The 14175-nt window shown below is 63.8% G+C and carries 13 protein-coding genes and 1 tRNA gene; 12 read left to right on the top strand and 2 right to left on the bottom strand.

Going from position 1 to position 14175, the window contains the following annotated elements:
- Positions 1–5 precede the first annotated feature (5 nt).
- The 3 genes from BAUR9175_RS13380 (at position 6) to BAUR9175_RS13370 (ending at position 4095) form a co-directional block, all read left to right on the top strand.
- Positions 6–1415 carry an FAD-dependent oxidoreductase gene (locus tag BAUR9175_RS13380; RefSeq protein ID WP_069599762.1) on the top strand — a complete coding sequence of 470 codons (1410 nt, stop codon included), beginning with the start codon at positions 6–8 and terminating at the stop codon, positions 1413–1415.
- Between the two features lie 274 nt (positions 1416–1689).
- The gene (locus BAUR9175_RS13375) at positions 1690–2826 is read left to right on the top strand and encodes an NAD(P)/FAD-dependent oxidoreductase (RefSeq protein ID WP_180959245.1); all 1137 of its coding nucleotides are present in this window, start codon (positions 1690–1692) and stop codon (positions 2824–2826) included.
- Between the two features lie 21 nt (positions 2827–2847).
- Positions 2848–4095: an MFS transporter gene (locus BAUR9175_RS13370; RefSeq protein WP_069599763.1), complete on the top strand. Its 1248-nt coding sequence runs from the start codon at positions 2848–2850 to the stop codon at positions 4093–4095.
- 60 nt (positions 4096–4155) lie between these two features.
- On the opposite strand, the gene BAUR9175_RS13365 is transcribed toward BAUR9175_RS13370, so the two are convergent.
- The gene (locus BAUR9175_RS13365; protein WP_009883604.1) at positions 4156–5367 is read right to left on the bottom strand and encodes a serine hydrolase domain-containing protein; all 1212 of its coding nucleotides are present in this window, start codon (positions 5365–5367) and stop codon (positions 4156–4158) included.
- A 61-nt stretch (positions 5368–5428) separates the two neighbouring features.
- Positions 5429–7180 (bottom strand): biotin carboxylase, encoded by a 1752-nt coding sequence (locus BAUR9175_RS13360; RefSeq protein WP_101584015.1) that lies wholly within the window; start codon positions 7178–7180, stop codon positions 5429–5431.
- A 282-nt stretch (positions 7181–7462) separates the two neighbouring features.
- On the opposite strand from BAUR9175_RS13360, the gene BAUR9175_RS13355 reads away from it, so the two are divergent.
- The 9 genes from BAUR9175_RS13355 (at position 7463) to rplA (ending at position 14101) form a co-directional block, all read left to right on the top strand.
- Entirely contained in the window at positions 7463–7912 is a 450-nt protein-coding gene (locus BAUR9175_RS13355) for an FAS1-like dehydratase domain-containing protein (RefSeq protein ID WP_009883602.1), read from the top strand.
- Positions 7909–8352 (top strand): MaoC family dehydratase, encoded by a 444-nt coding sequence (locus BAUR9175_RS13350; protein ID WP_009883601.1) that lies wholly within the window; start codon positions 7909–7911, stop codon positions 8350–8352. The genes BAUR9175_RS13355 and BAUR9175_RS13350 overlap by 4 nt, the downstream gene beginning before the upstream one ends.
- Complete coding sequence (locus tag BAUR9175_RS13345; RefSeq protein ID WP_069599768.1) at positions 8349–9428, top strand: UDP-N-acetylmuramate dehydrogenase; 1080 nt, start codon at positions 8349–8351, stop codon at positions 9426–9428. Before BAUR9175_RS13350 ends, BAUR9175_RS13345 begins: the two co-directional genes overlap by 4 nt.
- Positions 9425–11119, top strand: coding sequence for a metallophosphoesterase family protein (locus tag BAUR9175_RS13340; protein ID WP_257944334.1), 1695 nt, complete (start codon positions 9425–9427; stop codon positions 11117–11119). Before BAUR9175_RS13345 ends, BAUR9175_RS13340 begins: the two co-directional genes overlap by 4 nt.
- 126 nt (positions 11120–11245) lie before the next feature.
- Positions 11246–11318 (top strand) — tRNA-Trp (locus tag BAUR9175_RS13335).
- A gap of 98 nt (positions 11319–11416) precedes the next feature.
- On the top strand, positions 11417–11692 hold the full coding sequence (secE, locus tag BAUR9175_RS13330; RefSeq protein WP_009883598.1) for a preprotein translocase subunit SecE: 276 nt from the start codon (positions 11417–11419) through the stop codon (positions 11690–11692).
- A 94-nt stretch (positions 11693–11786) separates the two neighbouring features.
- Complete coding sequence (gene nusG, locus BAUR9175_RS13325; RefSeq protein ID WP_096158446.1) at positions 11787–12695, top strand: transcription termination/antitermination protein NusG; 909 nt, start codon at positions 11787–11789, stop codon at positions 12693–12695.
- Positions 12696–12900: 205 nt separating this feature from the next.
- The gene (gene rplK, locus BAUR9175_RS13320; protein ID WP_009883596.1) at positions 12901–13338 is read left to right on the top strand and encodes a 50S ribosomal protein L11; all 438 of its coding nucleotides are present in this window, start codon (positions 12901–12903) and stop codon (positions 13336–13338) included.
- A 64-nt stretch (positions 13339–13402) separates the two neighbouring features.
- Positions 13403–14101 carry a 50S ribosomal protein L1 gene (rplA, locus tag BAUR9175_RS13315; protein ID WP_009883595.1) on the top strand — a complete coding sequence of 233 codons (699 nt, stop codon included), beginning with the start codon at positions 13403–13405 and terminating at the stop codon, positions 14099–14101.
- Positions 14102–14175: the final 74 nt, after the last annotated feature.

Genomic DNA, 14175 nt, shown 5'->3' with positions numbered 1-14175 from the left:
GAACCATGACGACGAATCCCTTCCGCGTGGCCATCGTGGGCGCGGGCCCCGCAGGCATCTACGCTGCCGACCTGCTGACCAAAGCCGATCGTGATTTCGAGATCAGCATCGATCTCTTCGACCGGCTGCCGACCCCGTTCGGGCTGGTCCGCTACGGAGTCGCACCTGATCACCCACGCATCAAGGGCATCATCAATGCCCTCATCAAGGTCCTCGACCGTGGTGACATCCGCCTGTTCTCGAACGTCGAGTACGGTGCCGACATCGCCTTGGGTGAGCTGACAGATCGCTACGATGCGGTTATCTTCTCCACCGGCTGCTTCATCGATGCCTCCTTGGATCTGCCCGGAGTAGATCTCCCCGGCTCCTACGGTGCCGCTGACTTCGTCAACTGGTACGACTCGCACCCTGACGTGGCCCAGACCTGGCCCCTGGACGCTGAGAAGGTTGCCGTCATCGGCAACGGCAACGTGGCCCTCGACGTGGCACGCGTGCTGGCCAAGCAGGCCGATGACATGCACACGACCGAGATCCCCGATCATGTCTACGAGGGTCTGAAATCCTCGAAGGTCACGGACGTGCACGTGTTCGGTCGGCGTGGTCCGGCACAGGCGAAGTTCACGCCCTTGGAGCTGCGTGAGCTCGGCCAGGTCAAGGACGTCGATGTCATCGTCTATCCCGAGGACTTCGAGTTCGATGAGGGTTCGCTGGCCGCGATCGAGGCGAGCAACCAGACCAAGCAGGTCGCGAAGACTCTGACCGACTTCACGATGAGGGAGCCGGTGGGTGCCAAGCGTCGTCTGCACCTGCACTTCCTCCACGCACCGGTCGCCATCCTCGGCGAGGATGCAGTCACAGGACTGCGCACGGAGCGCCAGGAATTGGACGGCACCGGGGGAGTCAAGGGCACGGGAGAGTTCATCGACTGGGACGTCACAGCCGTCTATCGCGCCGTCGGCTACGCAGGCACTCCGCTGCCGCAGCTGCCCTTCGACGAGACCAAGCGCGTGATCCCGAATCACGAGGGACGCGTCGTCGACACAGGGCAGCAGGCTTCGGCGGCCGAAGCCGATGTGGTCCAGGGCGTGTACGCGACCGGGTGGATCAAACGCGGACCGGTCGGCCTGATCGGTCACACGAAGGGTGATGCGCTGGAGACGATCGGGCACATCCTCGATGACCGCGCCGCCGGTGTACTCACCGAACCGCTGTTCCCCGACGAGGACTCGATCGTCGAGCTGCTTGAGTCCAAGGGCGTCGACTTCGGGGACTGGGAGGGCTACCACCGACTGGAGGCCGCGGAGAAGGCATTGGGCGAAGCCGAAGGCCGAGAGCGCGTGAAGCTCGCGACCCGCGAGGCCATGCTGCGTGAGGCCCGTGATCATGTCAGAAGCGAATCCCACTCCGGCGCCTGAGCCGAATCAGCCGCTGAGCCGAATCGCCATCTGAGCCGAACCGCCATTACGCCCCGTCAGTCACTATTCCTCCCGTTGCACGTGTAGGAACAGTCACCGGCGGGGCGTGATGTGTTTCTGACGGTTGTGTATGGCACGGGCGGGAGGTATCGGCTCTAGCGGGAGGTATTGGCACGGGCGGGAGGGCGTAGGCTCGAGGTGATCAACAGCCACTGTGCAAGGGTCGCACTGGTCAGAATCCAAGGTTCGCACTCGTCAAAGGAGACGCACTGCCGTGATCGACACATCAGCTCGGGTTGCCGTCATCGGCGGTGGAATCGCAGGCGCCTGCGTTGCCTTCGGATTGGCCTCACGAGACGTCAACGTCACCATCTTCGACGAGGCCATGGCCGGTCAGGCGACCGCTGCCAGCGCCGGCATCATCGCACCCTGGGTCTCGACGAGCACCGGCGCCTACTACGCAACCTATGCCGCCGGAGGCAGCTACTATCCCGAATTCCTCGACCGGCTCAGTGCGCTCGGCATCCCCGAGCTGGGGTACCGCAGATCCGGTGCACTCGTCGTCAACGAGGACCCCACAGCGCTCGCCGAGGCGGCCCGACTCATCCGTGAACGTGCCGCGGGTGCCGGGGCTGTCGCTGGCGAGGTTCATGACATGGACTCGGCGAATCTGCGCGAGATCTTCCCGCCGATCGCCCCGGATATGACAGGGCTGTTCATCTCCGGGGGCGGTCGAGTCGATGGGCGTACCCTGCGCGATGCCATCCTCACCGGAGCGAGGACCTATGGGGCCAGGCTGGTGCACGATTCGGCGAGAACCATCACCAGCGAACACGGCGGGTCCACGAATCCAAGCGGCACATGGAAGGTGGGGACCACCTCGGCGGTGGAGGACTTCGACGCCGTGGTCATCGCCGGTGGAGCGCGCAGCTCGGAGATCCTCGAACACCTCGGGCACACGGTGGCGATCACCCCGCAGCGCGGGCAGCTCATCCACCTGAGCCTGCACGGAGCCAACACCTCGCCGTGGCCGACGGTCCATCCGCTCGACCACCACTACGTCACGCCCTTCGACGGCGGCAGAGTCGTCATCGGAGCCACCCGTGAGGACGACGTCGGCTTCGACGTGCGAACCACGGCAGCCGGGCAGAAACAGGTCCTCGACGACGCACTGAGAATCGCTCCCGGATTGGCCGAGGCCACGATCCTCGAGACACGAGTCGGCGTCAGGCCCATGTCCACACGACCCGGCGGTCTGCCCTATGCCGGAGCAGTCCCAGGGGCACCCGGTCTGTGGCTGGCCTCGGGCTTCGGTGCCGGGGGACTGACCATGGGACCGTTGATCGGCGAGGGCCTGGCCGCAGCGATCCTCGGCCAGGAAGCACCCCAGATCGCCCACCTGGGGCTGTGACCATCTTGATAGCCTGAGTCCATGAGTGCGGTGCTGCCCCGAGCCTTTCGGTGGTTCTGGGCGGGCGAAACCGTCTCCGGTTTCGGCACCTGGATCACCTTCCTGGCCCTGCAGGTCATCGTCGTCGACCATCTGCACGCGGGCACCGTGGGCCTGGGGTGGATGAACGCGGCGAGGTGGCTTCCGTACCTGCTGTTCGGACTCGTGCTCGGTGCACTCATCGACCGCGTCCGACGTCGACCCGTCATGATCGCCAGCGACCTCTTCCGCGCTCTGCTGCTGTGCGCCATCCCGGCGCTCTGGGCGTTCGGAGTGCTCAGCCTGGGGCCGCTGCTCCTCATCGTGGCCCTGCTGGGTACAGCAACGCTGGTCAACGACAGCGCCTCGCAGGCATTCGTGCCCCGCCTCGTTCCGCGCGGCGGCCTGCAGGCGGCCCACGCGCGAATCGACGGCACGGACGCGGTTGCCCAGACAGCGGGGCCGGCTCTGGGCGGGGGACTGCTTGCCGTGATCGCGGCGCCGATCGCCGTCCTGGTCAATGTGGTGACCTATCTGTTCTCGGCCCTCGTCGTCTCCCGGATTCGAGTTGAAGAGCCGAGACTTCCCGACAAAGAGAATGTGGGCAAACCGAACCTGCGCAAGGAGATCGCGGCGGGACTGAAGTGGGTGTATTCGACGCCGAGCCTGCGTGACCTAGCGATCTGGACCCACGTCTGGTTCACTGCGCAAGCCATCCTCGCCGCAGTCAGCGCGGACTACTTCCTCAGAGTCATCGGCATCGACGCCTTCTGGTTCGGCATCGTCATGGCCGGAGGCGGGTTGGGCGGCATCGTCGGCGCACTGCTCTCGCCGCGGTTGGGGGAGTGGCATGGCAGCGGGCGAGTCGTCATCCTCGCTCACCTGTGCTCGGCCGCTGGTGCGCTCATCCTGTTTGCGGCCACACCGCTCGCGGGCCGACTACACGGCGACATTGGGTCAGTGGTCGTTCTCTTCGCCGGGGTAGGGCTGCACGGATTCGCCATCGGACTGAGCAACTCTCACGAGATGGCCTACCGACAATCGATCACGCCAGATGCCTTCCAAGCACGGACGAACACGACGATGCGCGCGATGAACCGGGCAGTCATCGTCGTCGTCTCACCGCTGGCAGGAATGCTCGCCGCAGTCACGAACACGCAGCTCCTGCTGGTCAGCGCCGCGATCATCTTCGCACTGAGTGCGATAGGCCTGTGGTTCTCTCCGTTTCGGACGGCCCGGAGCGGCACCTGAGCCAGTCAGGCACCTGAGCCAGTCCGGTGCCGACCTGAGGTTCACACAGGGCTGGACTGATCAGTCGACGACTGGTGTGCTGACCGACTTCGCCAGGGCGTCGAAGGCGCGGATCGTGGGGAACAGCTTGCGCGCGTCCTGAGGCAGGCCCCAGCTGGAGAGCTTGACGCCGACGAAATTGGCTCCCGGGTTCATGTAGATCATCTGACCGTGGATGCCCAAGGCCAGGAAGCCATGCGAATCGGGGAACGGGAACCAGAACTGGTTGTGGTACATCCCACCGGGCATCCGATTGTCGTCAGGACCGTCGGCGAAGGCCTTTCTGATGTCAGCATCGCCGGTGAGCGTATCGCCGATCCACGAGGTCGGCACCACCTGTTCGCCCGTGAGCGAGGCACCGCGGTTCGCATACAGGTAGCCGAAGCGGGCCAGATCACGCAGCGTGGTGTTGATGCCGCCGTCGAACATGCCCACGCCGTACTGGTCGGTGGCGATGAGCGCATCGTGTTCGGCTCCGATCCGCGACCACAGCACGCGAGACATCAGAGTCTGCATGCTCTCGCCTGCGATCTTCTCGCACACCCAACCGAGCACATCGGTCTCACACGAACGGTATTCGTAGACGCCGCCGTGCTCGGATTTCGCCTCGAGCGTGGTCAGGAAGTCATACATTCCCGTGGGCTGTCCCGCGGGCTTCGTCTCCGACCAGCCGATCGCCTCTTCGATCTGCCTGACCTCGGACTTGGGGTCGAGGTAGTTCTCTGAGAACTTGATTCCCGAGCGCATGTCGAGGATGTGACGCACGGTGGCTCCGGCGTAGCCCGAAGCGGCGAGTTCGGGTACGTAGTCGGTGACCAGCCGGCTCGGATCGAGATCGCCGGCCCCGGCAAGCACCCCGGCCACGGTGCCGACGAGCGATTTGCTCACAGACATCAGCAGATGCTCGGTGCCCGGACCCATCGTGGAGAAGTACTCCTCGGTCAGGACCGTGCCGTTGTGCATGACCAACCAGGCATCCGTGTCGCTGGCCTCGATGACGCTGCGCACGCTGCGAGCCTCGGAGAACTCAGTCTTCGGGACCTCGACGCTGCCCAGATCCTGCAGATCCGCAGGCAGCTGAGCCACTGGCCCGGTCCCACGCGAGATCGGCGTCGTGGGCAGCACCTGATCGACGTGCTGGAACGACCAGCGGACATTGTCGGCATCCTGCCAGTTGTCCTTGTCGATGACAGGGGCGTCGGGCACAGTCTGGTCCGGCGACGTCTCAGTCACTCTTCACCTCTTTGCAGTCGTTTCGGGAAGTCCGTGATGAGATTATCACCACAGGAAGATGTCAATCGCCCTTGGCGCCCGGGCCACCCAGCGCCGGAGACGGATCCTCAGCCGCGACGGGAACACCTGCGTACATCGCTCGAACGGAGTCGATGAAGTGCTTGGCCCTGATGCTCAGGGCGTTCGGCCCTCCGGCCTTCGTGTGCAGCGGGTTCTTGGTCACGAGCACGCCGAGGTCGGCGCCCTTCCACCGGTATTCGCCGGCTCCGTAGATGCGCAGGAAGAACACCTCGTTGCCGTTCTGCAGGGGGTGCCAGTCAAGCGCGGCACGCTTGTATGTCAGGGTCCCGAACTGGTCGAGATAGTACTGACCGGTCAGCGGCGAGTGCGTGATGTACTCGGTGATGTCAGCGGTCTCCTTGATGACCATCTGGCTCCACTCGTCAGCTCCGGAGAGCTCCTCCCAACGCTCGTTGATCTCATCGACGTCGAGATCGAATTCGACGTCGAGGTACTCAAGCAGGTGGAACAGGAACAGCGGGACGTCGGCATAGGCGCCGGCCGTGACGTTCGTGATCGCCGAGGCGCCGGAGATCCGCGGATTGAGCTCGCCGAGCCAGACATCGTCGGTATCGAGGTCGACGAGCACATCGACTTCGAAGAAGCCGCGGTAGCCGCGCTTGCGCAGCCCCTCACCCATGCGCCGGACCAGTTCCCTGGCCCGTGTGCGCTGGTCTGCGGTGAGCACATCTGGGGTCATCTCGTTGCCGCACCAACCGCCCTTGTACGGCGTGAGCTCGGCGAAGCCTGCCAGCTCGGTGAGGAACGGGCCGACGACAACTCCGCTGCTGGTGATCACGGCTTCCACCGCCACCGGGGTGTTGTTGATGCGCTTCATGATCTTCAGCTGCTGGCCGATGATGTCGTGCTTGTGACGGTTCCAATCCGCCTCGGCGGCGATGAAGAACGTCGTCTTCCCCGAATCGCCGTACGGGGTCTGGACGACGAGGTCGGTGCCCAGATCCTCCTTCTTCGCCTCTGCGTTCAGCTGTGCATAGGTATCGGCTGTGGTGAGCACGTTGGGCACGGAGAAGGCACCGGCTTCGTTGCCGAGCTTCGTCGTCTCGATCTTCGAATCGAGCTGATTGCGCAGATCCGCGGAGGGCAGGATCAGGTCGTAGCCGAGTTCACGGCAGATGCGTTCGGTCTCCTCATCGAAGAAGACCATGGCCACCTTCGGCCTCTCTCCGTGGGGCACGTTCGCCGTCATATGGGCACGCACCTCGGCGTTGAGGAGGAGCCAGTTGTTGATCGCCTCGCCGCTGTCGAATTCGACGAACGGCTTGTACCGAGGGGAGAAGACGCGCGGGTGCCCGCCGTCCCAGCCGTCGTAGTACGTGATGTAGGAGAAGTTGCGAACCCACCGGTCGAGACCGAGGAGGTTGAACGGGGTTGCGCCGATGAAGTAGATCGGTGTGATGTTGGTGCGGAAGAAGTGGCGGACCTCGGAGATATTGCGCAGGGGGCGGCGGATCTGGACCCGCTCTGCCTCTTTGCCCGCATAGGCGGCATCGGTGCCGACATGGACCTCGACATCAGCCGGATCCGGCGCCGAGGTGACAGCCGGGGCAGGCGTGGCAGCGACCTGAGGGCGAGCTTCGGCCGTATTGAGACCGCGTCCTGTGCTGGGAACTGCGACGGCGTCCTTGACCACGCGCTTGTTCGTGCTGGTTCCTGAACCGGTCTGCGGGCTCGGCACGTCCTTGTTCCCAGCTGTCTTCGACGCGGTTGAGTCTGCAGGGTTGTTCGTCATCGCACTACTCCTTGTGAATACATCTGGCCTCACTGCTCGCAGTCACCTGAGCCGCCCGTCCGCGTCATCGCGGTGATGATTCGGAAGCCGAACGTCAAACGTGATGTGGACAACAACTTATACCAGTTTTCGGGGGCTGAGGACGATCGTGCACCAAATGAGTGAACCCGATGCGAATTCGTGGTCAATTCCGCGGTGGGAACCACCGGCCGGGAGAATTCCCCTCCCATGAGGGCAGGCCGCTAGGCTGGGATCACGACGTCTTATCGAAAGAGAGCCACTATGCCGGTGAATACCGATAAGCAGGGGACCAGCTACTCCCTGCCCCGCCCCTACGAGGTGTCGCGGGAGGCCGTCGCGGAATTCGCGTTGGCCACCAATGCCACGGCCGACTACCACTTCGAGACCGAGGCGGCGACCGCCCTGGGCTATCACGACGTCGTGGCACCGACGACGTTCGCGGTGATCATCGCGCAGAAGTCCGAAGCGGCCTACATCAGCGATCCCGACTCCGGAATCGACTTCTCCAAGGTCGTCCACGGTTCGGAGCAGTTCAGCATCACCCGGCCCATCGTCGCCGGCGACTCCCTGGCCGCCACGACCCATGTCGACGGCGTGCGCGCCGCGGGCAGCAACGCCATGATCACCACCCGCACCGAGATCACCGACGCAGCGCAGCAGCCGGTCGTGACCGTGACCTCGACCATCGTCGTGAGAGGAGACGGAGAATGAGCGTCAACGATCTCTCCCAACTGACCATCGGAGACACCGTCGTCGAAGCCGAGATCCCCCTGTCGCGGGCCTCGCTCGTCGACTACGCGGGTGCCTCGGGCGATCACAACCCGATCCACTGGTCCGAACGCTTCGCCACCGAGGTGGGCCTTGACGGAGTCATCGCCCACGGCATGCTCTCGATGGCCGTCGTCATCGCCCCCATCGTCGAATGGGTCGGCGACCCGGGCGCGATCGTCGACTACCGGACACGCTTCTCCGCGCCGGTGCTCGTCCCCGACGCCGAGTCCGGCACGCCGGCCACACCCACGGCCACACTGTCGATGACCGCAGTCGTCGGAGCCGTCGACAGCGCAGTGGGCACCGCCCGCATCGACGTCACGGTGAAGTCCGGAGACCAGGATGTGCTCAGCCGCACCCAGATCCGAGTCTCACGGTGACCTCGGAGCTGGCAGACTTCACGACGTTCCACCTCGGCGGCCCTGCAGTGAATCTGCATATCGCGGAGACCCGGGACGAGCTCGTCGAATTCTCTCGTGACCATCCCCTGAGCCTCTCGGCTCGTGAGAACGCCGATGTCCTCTTCATCGGCGGCGGGTCGAACCTGCTCATCTCCGACGACGGCTTCGCAGCCGACGTGTGCGTGGTCGCCACCAAAGGTGTGACGATGACCGAGACCTCGGAGACGGAGACCCGTGTGACCGCCGAGGCGGGGGAGAACTGGGACGAATTCGTCGCCTTCACCCTCGACCGCGGTCTCGCCGGCCTCGAAGCCCTGTCAGGTATCCCCGGCTCCGTCGGGGCAACCCCGATCCAGAACGTGGGCGCCTACGGGACCGAGGTCGCCGAGCTCATCACCTCGGTCGAGGTCTTCGATCGCCTCGCCGGCCAAGTCCGCCACCTCAGCGCCGTCGAACTCGAGTTCGGCTACCGCACCTCGGCACTCAAACGTGCACAGCAGAGAACGGGCAGCGCCCAGTACCTGGTGCTGTCGGTGACCTTCGACCTCCACCGCAGCCCGGACTCCCTGCCCGTGCGATACGCACAGCTCGCCTCGGCGCTGGACGTCGAGATCGGGGACACGGTGCCGGCCACCCAGGTCCGCTCCAGTGTGATCTCCCTGCGCAGGTCCAAGGGCATGGTCGTGGATCCAGGCGACCATGACACCTGGTCAGCAGGATCCTTCTTCACCAACCCAATCGTCGATGACCCAGCCACGCTGCCCGCCGAGGCACCGCGGTACCCGGTCACGGACCCGCTGAGCGGGTCGACGATCGAGGGGCAGACGAAGACCTCGGCCGCCTGGCTGATCGAGCATGCGGGATTCTCCAAGGGCTTCAGCGTCGGGGCCGGTCGGGCAAGCCTGTCGACCAAGCACACCCTGGCGCTGACGAACCGCGGTGCTGCCGAGACGAACGACGTGCTCGAGTTGGCGCGGACCGTCGTCGACGGAGTCAATGAGAAGTTCGGCATTGTCCTCGAGCCCGAACCGACGTTCATCGCCTGCTCTCTTTGAACCGGTTGTCTCCCGTGTCGTCTCGTCGGAGAACCGCAACGCTGCTCATCCTCATGGCTGTGGTCGCAGTCGTGACCCTGCCGTGGGCGCTGTTCTCTGCGCGAGCAGATCTCAGCTTCGGTCCTCACGAGGCCCGTTATCAGATCACCGCCGACTCTCGGCTGACCGTAGACTTCGGGCCCCTTGGCAAGCTGCTCATCCCCGCGGATGAGTATCTACCGCTGGGGCTCGGGCTCACCGTCGACATCGGACAGATCCCTGTCCCTGGAGCCGCTGACGACGACTCTCACGCCGGTGCCTCTGAGCGGCGATCCGATCGAGGCTCCTCCGAGGGATCAGACGGTGCCGGACCGGATGCGGGCGTCGGGGGAGGGGCAGTCGATGCGCTGGGCGGCGACATCGCCTCCTACGCCTCCCTGTTCTCGGCACCGCAGGCGCAGGTCGACGAGATCGTCAACGGACTCACGACCGCGATTCTGGCCCGCTGGGCCCTGGCCGTGTGCATCATCAGCGGTGTGGTCGTGGCCACGGCGTTCGTTCTCGGCCCCGCTCGACTGGCCGGAATCGGCAGAGCCTTCGTCGGCAAGGAACTCATCAGCATCGGACTGGTCACGGTCCTCGTCCTGGCCAGCGTGGGCACAGCGGTCCTCACCAGACCCAAGCCCCTCGTCGCCGACCCCGCTTTCGACGGCACTCCGCTGGCGGGTGCCCAGGTCACGGGCCGCCTCGGCGGGGTCATCGATACCGCGTTCACCGCGGTCAAAGACTTCTCTGAGGACAACGACGCCTTCTACGATCAGGTGCTGGCCAACCTCAACGAACAGTGGCGCACGCGCCCTCTGACAGGCAATTGGTCGGATCAGGGAATGGTCCCGCCTGCCCGGGGAACAGCCCAGGAGACGAACGCCGACGTGTCCACGTTCGTGTTCGGCTCTGATCTGCACTGCAACATCGGCATGGCCCGGGTCGTCGGCGCTGTGTCCCGAATGAGCCACGCGGACGCGTACATCGACGGGGGAGATGCGACGATGACGGGCACCTCGGCGGAGAACTACTGCCTCGACGTGCTCGATGACGAACTGCCCGAGAAGCTGCCGCGGATGATCGTCAAAGGCAACCACGACTCCACCGAGACCACGAGCCACGCGCGCAGCAAAGGCTGGAAGGTCCTCGAGGATTCGAGCGCGGAGATGAGCGGGGTGACGTTCTTCGGCGGCCCCGACCCCAGACGCACCGTGTTCGGATCCGGCCCGCAGCTCGAGACGGATCTCACCGCCGACCAGTACGCGCAGAAACTCAACGACGAAGCCTGCGCCAGCGACTTCGACATCATGCTCATCCACGATGCACGGGTCGGGGCGCCGTCCCTGCGCTCCGGATGTGCCCACTACAGCCTCAGCGGACACTGGCACCGACGGGTCGGCCCTGAGACCTTGGGCAGCGGAGTCCGATATGTGAGTTCGACGACAGGAGGGGCACTGGCGAACGCACTGACCCCGGGGCCGCTGAAGATGGTCGCGGAGCTGAGCATCGTGCGCGTGGACAACAAGACCAAACGGCCCATCGACGTCCAGATCGTCACGGTCAGCCCCGACCAGTCGGTCACGATCGAACCTTGGAAGACCTTCCCGGAACCGGTGCCGCTCATCGCTCGGCCGCCGCAGGAACAGCCCGCCGCAACCGAGGAATAGGGGCAGTGACGATCGAATTTCGGCAGCTCTCGGTGGCCGGTTCGACTAACGGCGGTCACAGACGGTATGCTCGTTTCTCGTGGTTGGACACGACTCGGGGAACACGAATCGAGGGTGTCGAATCGAAGGGGTGTGGCGCAATTGGTAGCGCAACGGTCTCCAAAACCGTAGGTTGCAGGTTCGAGTCCTGTCACCCCTGCGCAGTTGATATCTGCTTGAGTCATATCGGCGTAACGCCGTCCTCGACGGGCTTGAACAATTGTGCTGTCCCAATGGAAACCGACCGAGTGAGGATGTGTGAGCGACACACCGGCAAAGAAGACTGGAGATACGCCCAAGGGCGCCAGTCGTAAGCAGCTCGGGTTCTTCGGACGAATCCTGCAGTTCTTCCGCGAAGTCATCGCGGAGCTGAAGAAGGTCGTCACCCCGACACGTAAGCAACTGGTCAATTACACCCTGGTTGTGCTGGGCTTCATCCTCTTCATGATGCTTCTCGTGGTGGTCCTCGACCTCGTGTTCGGCAAGCTCGTCGGATTCGTCTTCGGCGGAACACCCCTGTGGCCATTGTGGTGAATCACCAACAACGGTGATCACTAGGATTTCAAACACGTTGCAGACCCTTCACTCCCATATGGGAATCACTACACGCGAAGCGAGGAATTGATCGGTGTCGGATACCAGTTCACCTGAGCAGGAAACCCCTGAGACACAGAACGCCACTCCAGAGGAGTCGAGCGTTGCACCAGTGGTGGAAGACGTGGACAACGAAACCTCCGCTGTGAGCGCCGACGACGCACAGGTCGAAGACGCTTCTGCTGAGGAAGCCCCGGTCGCCGAGGCTGCCTCCACTGAGGACGCAGTCGACGAGGTCGTCGCAGACGATGCCGAGACCGATTCAGAGTCGGATTCCGACGAAGAGTCCGAGTCCGACGAAGACGGTGCCGCAGCCGACGAGGTCGACCCGGCCGAGGAGTTCAAGTCGGAGCTGCGCATGCAGGAAGGTGACTGGTACGTCATCCACTCCTACGCAGGCTACGAGAACCGCGTCAAGCAGAACCTTGAGAACCGTTCCATCAGCCTCAACCTCGAAGAGTTCATCTTCGAGTCCCAGGTGCCGATGGAAGACGTCGTCGAGATCAAGAACGGCCAGCGCAAGCAGGTCCGCCGTGTGCGCATCCCGGGCTACGTGCTCGTGCGCATGGAACTCACCGATGAGTCCTGGGGCGCGGTCCGTCACACTCCCGGTGTGACCGGATTCGTGGGCAACGCCTATGACCCGACTCCTCTGTCCATCGACGAGGTCTTCACGATGCTCGCTCCGATCTTCGAAGAGCGCCAGGCCGAGGCCGCCGCCGCTGAAGGTGTGCAGGCGGAGCAGGCAGCGAAGTCCGCACCCATCACCGAGGTGGAGTACGAAGTCGGCGAGTCCGTGCTCGTCAAGGAAGGTTCCTTCGAAGGCCACCCCGCAACAATCCAGGAGATTCGTCCGGAATCGCAGAAGCTCACCGTGCTGCTGTCGATCTTCGAACGCGACGTTCCCGTCGAGCTCAGCTTCGATCAGGTCTCCAAGCTCTGAGTCGATTCTCAACATCAGCAAGGGCCCGGTGGATACCGGGCCCTTGCGCCATTCACCACCAGTGATCTGGCTCACCGGCATTTGCTCCCAGGTCTGCGGGCATGGAATACTGGTGTGGTTTGATCGCGGCTCTTATCGGAGGCCGCTATCGAACGATGCGCCGTATTTCTCTGGCGCATCGACACTTCAAGATTAAGGACCGAATATGCCTCCCAAGAAAAAGGTAGCCGGCCTCGTCAAGCTCCAGATTCAGGCAGGTGCCGCTAACCCGGCACCTCCGATTGGTCCGGCGCTTGCCCAGCACGGCGTCAACATCATGGAATTCTGCAAGGCCTACAACGCCGCAACGGAATCCCAGCGCGGGAACGTCATTCCCGTTGAGATCACTGTGTTCGAAGACCGTTCGTTCACCTTCGTTCTCAAGACCCCACCGGCTGCAGAGCTCATCAAGAAGGCTGCAGGCGTGAAGTCCGGATCGGCTACTCCTCACACCGACAAGGTTGCTCACCTGAGCGCCGACCAGGTTCGCGACATCGCGAATGTGAAGATGCCCGACCTCAACGCCAATGACCTGGATCAGGCTGACCGCATCGTCGCCGGCACCGCTCGCTCCATGGGCGTGACCACCGACATCAAGGGCTGAGACCAGACATTTCACTGTGGTAGGGCTCGCGCAGCCCGGACCACGACTGCAAGGAGAGAAGCAGATGGCAAAGCGTTCAAAGGCCTATCAGGCCGCGGCAGAGAAGATCGCCGCAGATGTGACATACGAACCGGCCCAGGCAATCGCCCTGGCCAAAGAGACCACGGTGGCCAAGTATGATGCCACCGTCGAGGTCGCTCTCCGCCTGGGTGTCGACCCACGCAAGGCGGACCAGATGGTGCGCGGCACCGTCAACCTTCCGCATGGTACCGGTAAGACCGCTCGGGTCCTGGTGTTCGCTGCCGGCGACCGTGCTGAAGCTGCCCGTGAAGCAGGTGCCGACTACGTTGGCTCCGATGACCTGCTGGAGAAGGTGGCCAATGGCTTCACCGACTTCGACTCGGCTGTTGCGACCCCTGACATGATGGGCAAGGTCGGCCGTCTGGGCAAGGTGCTGGGTCCTCGCGGCCTGATGCCGAACCCCAAGACCGGCACCGTGACCATGGATGTCGCCAAGGCCGTGACCGAGATCAAGGGCGGAAAGATCGAATTCCGCGTCGACAAGCACTCGAACCTGCATTTCATCATCGGAAAGGTCTCCTTCTCCGAGGAAGCCCTGCAGGCGAACTTCGATGCTGCCATCGAAGAGATCGTGCGTCTGAAGCCGAGCTCCTCGAAGGGCCGCTACATCTCGAAGGCAACCGTGACCACATCGAACGGTCCTGCCGTTCCGATCGACGGTTCGTCGATGCGCGTGGTCTGATCCCTGTAAGGGATTGAACCGCACACAGCGAGACTGGGCGGGAAGTGAGACTCTCACTTCCCGCCCTTTCTGTT

It is taken from the genome of Brevibacterium aurantiacum (assembly GCF_900169065.1).
GTDB lineage: Bacteria > Actinomycetota > Actinomycetes > Actinomycetales > Brevibacteriaceae > Brevibacterium > Brevibacterium aurantiacum.
The sequence above is the reverse complement of the archived record's forward strand: the minus strand, read 5'-3'. Positions and strand labels throughout refer to the sequence as shown.

Bases quoted from the DNA above. Each gene is read 5' to 3' on its own strand.
- BAUR9175_RS13380 (WP_069599762.1), top strand. From the start codon at position 6: ATGACGACGAATCCCTTCCGCGTGGCCATCGTGGGCGCGGGCCCCGCA.
- BAUR9175_RS13370 (WP_069599763.1), top strand. From the start codon at position 2,848: ATGAGTGCGGTGCTGCCCCGAGCCTTTCGGTGGTTCTGGGCGGGCGAA.
- BAUR9175_RS13360 (WP_101584015.1), bottom strand. From the start codon at position 7,180: ATGACGAACAACCCTGCAGACTCAACCGCGTCGAAGACAGCTGGGAAC.
- BAUR9175_RS13355 (WP_009883602.1), top strand. From the start codon at position 7,463: ATGCCGGTGAATACCGATAAGCAGGGGACCAGCTACTCCCTGCCCCGC.
- BAUR9175_RS13350 (WP_009883601.1), top strand. From the start codon at position 7,909: ATGAGCGTCAACGATCTCTCCCAACTGACCATCGGAGACACCGTCGTC.
- rplK (WP_009883596.1), top strand. From the start codon at position 12,901: ATGCCTCCCAAGAAAAAGGTAGCCGGCCTCGTCAAGCTCCAGATTCAG.
- rplA (WP_009883595.1), top strand. From the start codon at position 13,403: ATGGCAAAGCGTTCAAAGGCCTATCAGGCCGCGGCAGAGAAGATCGCC.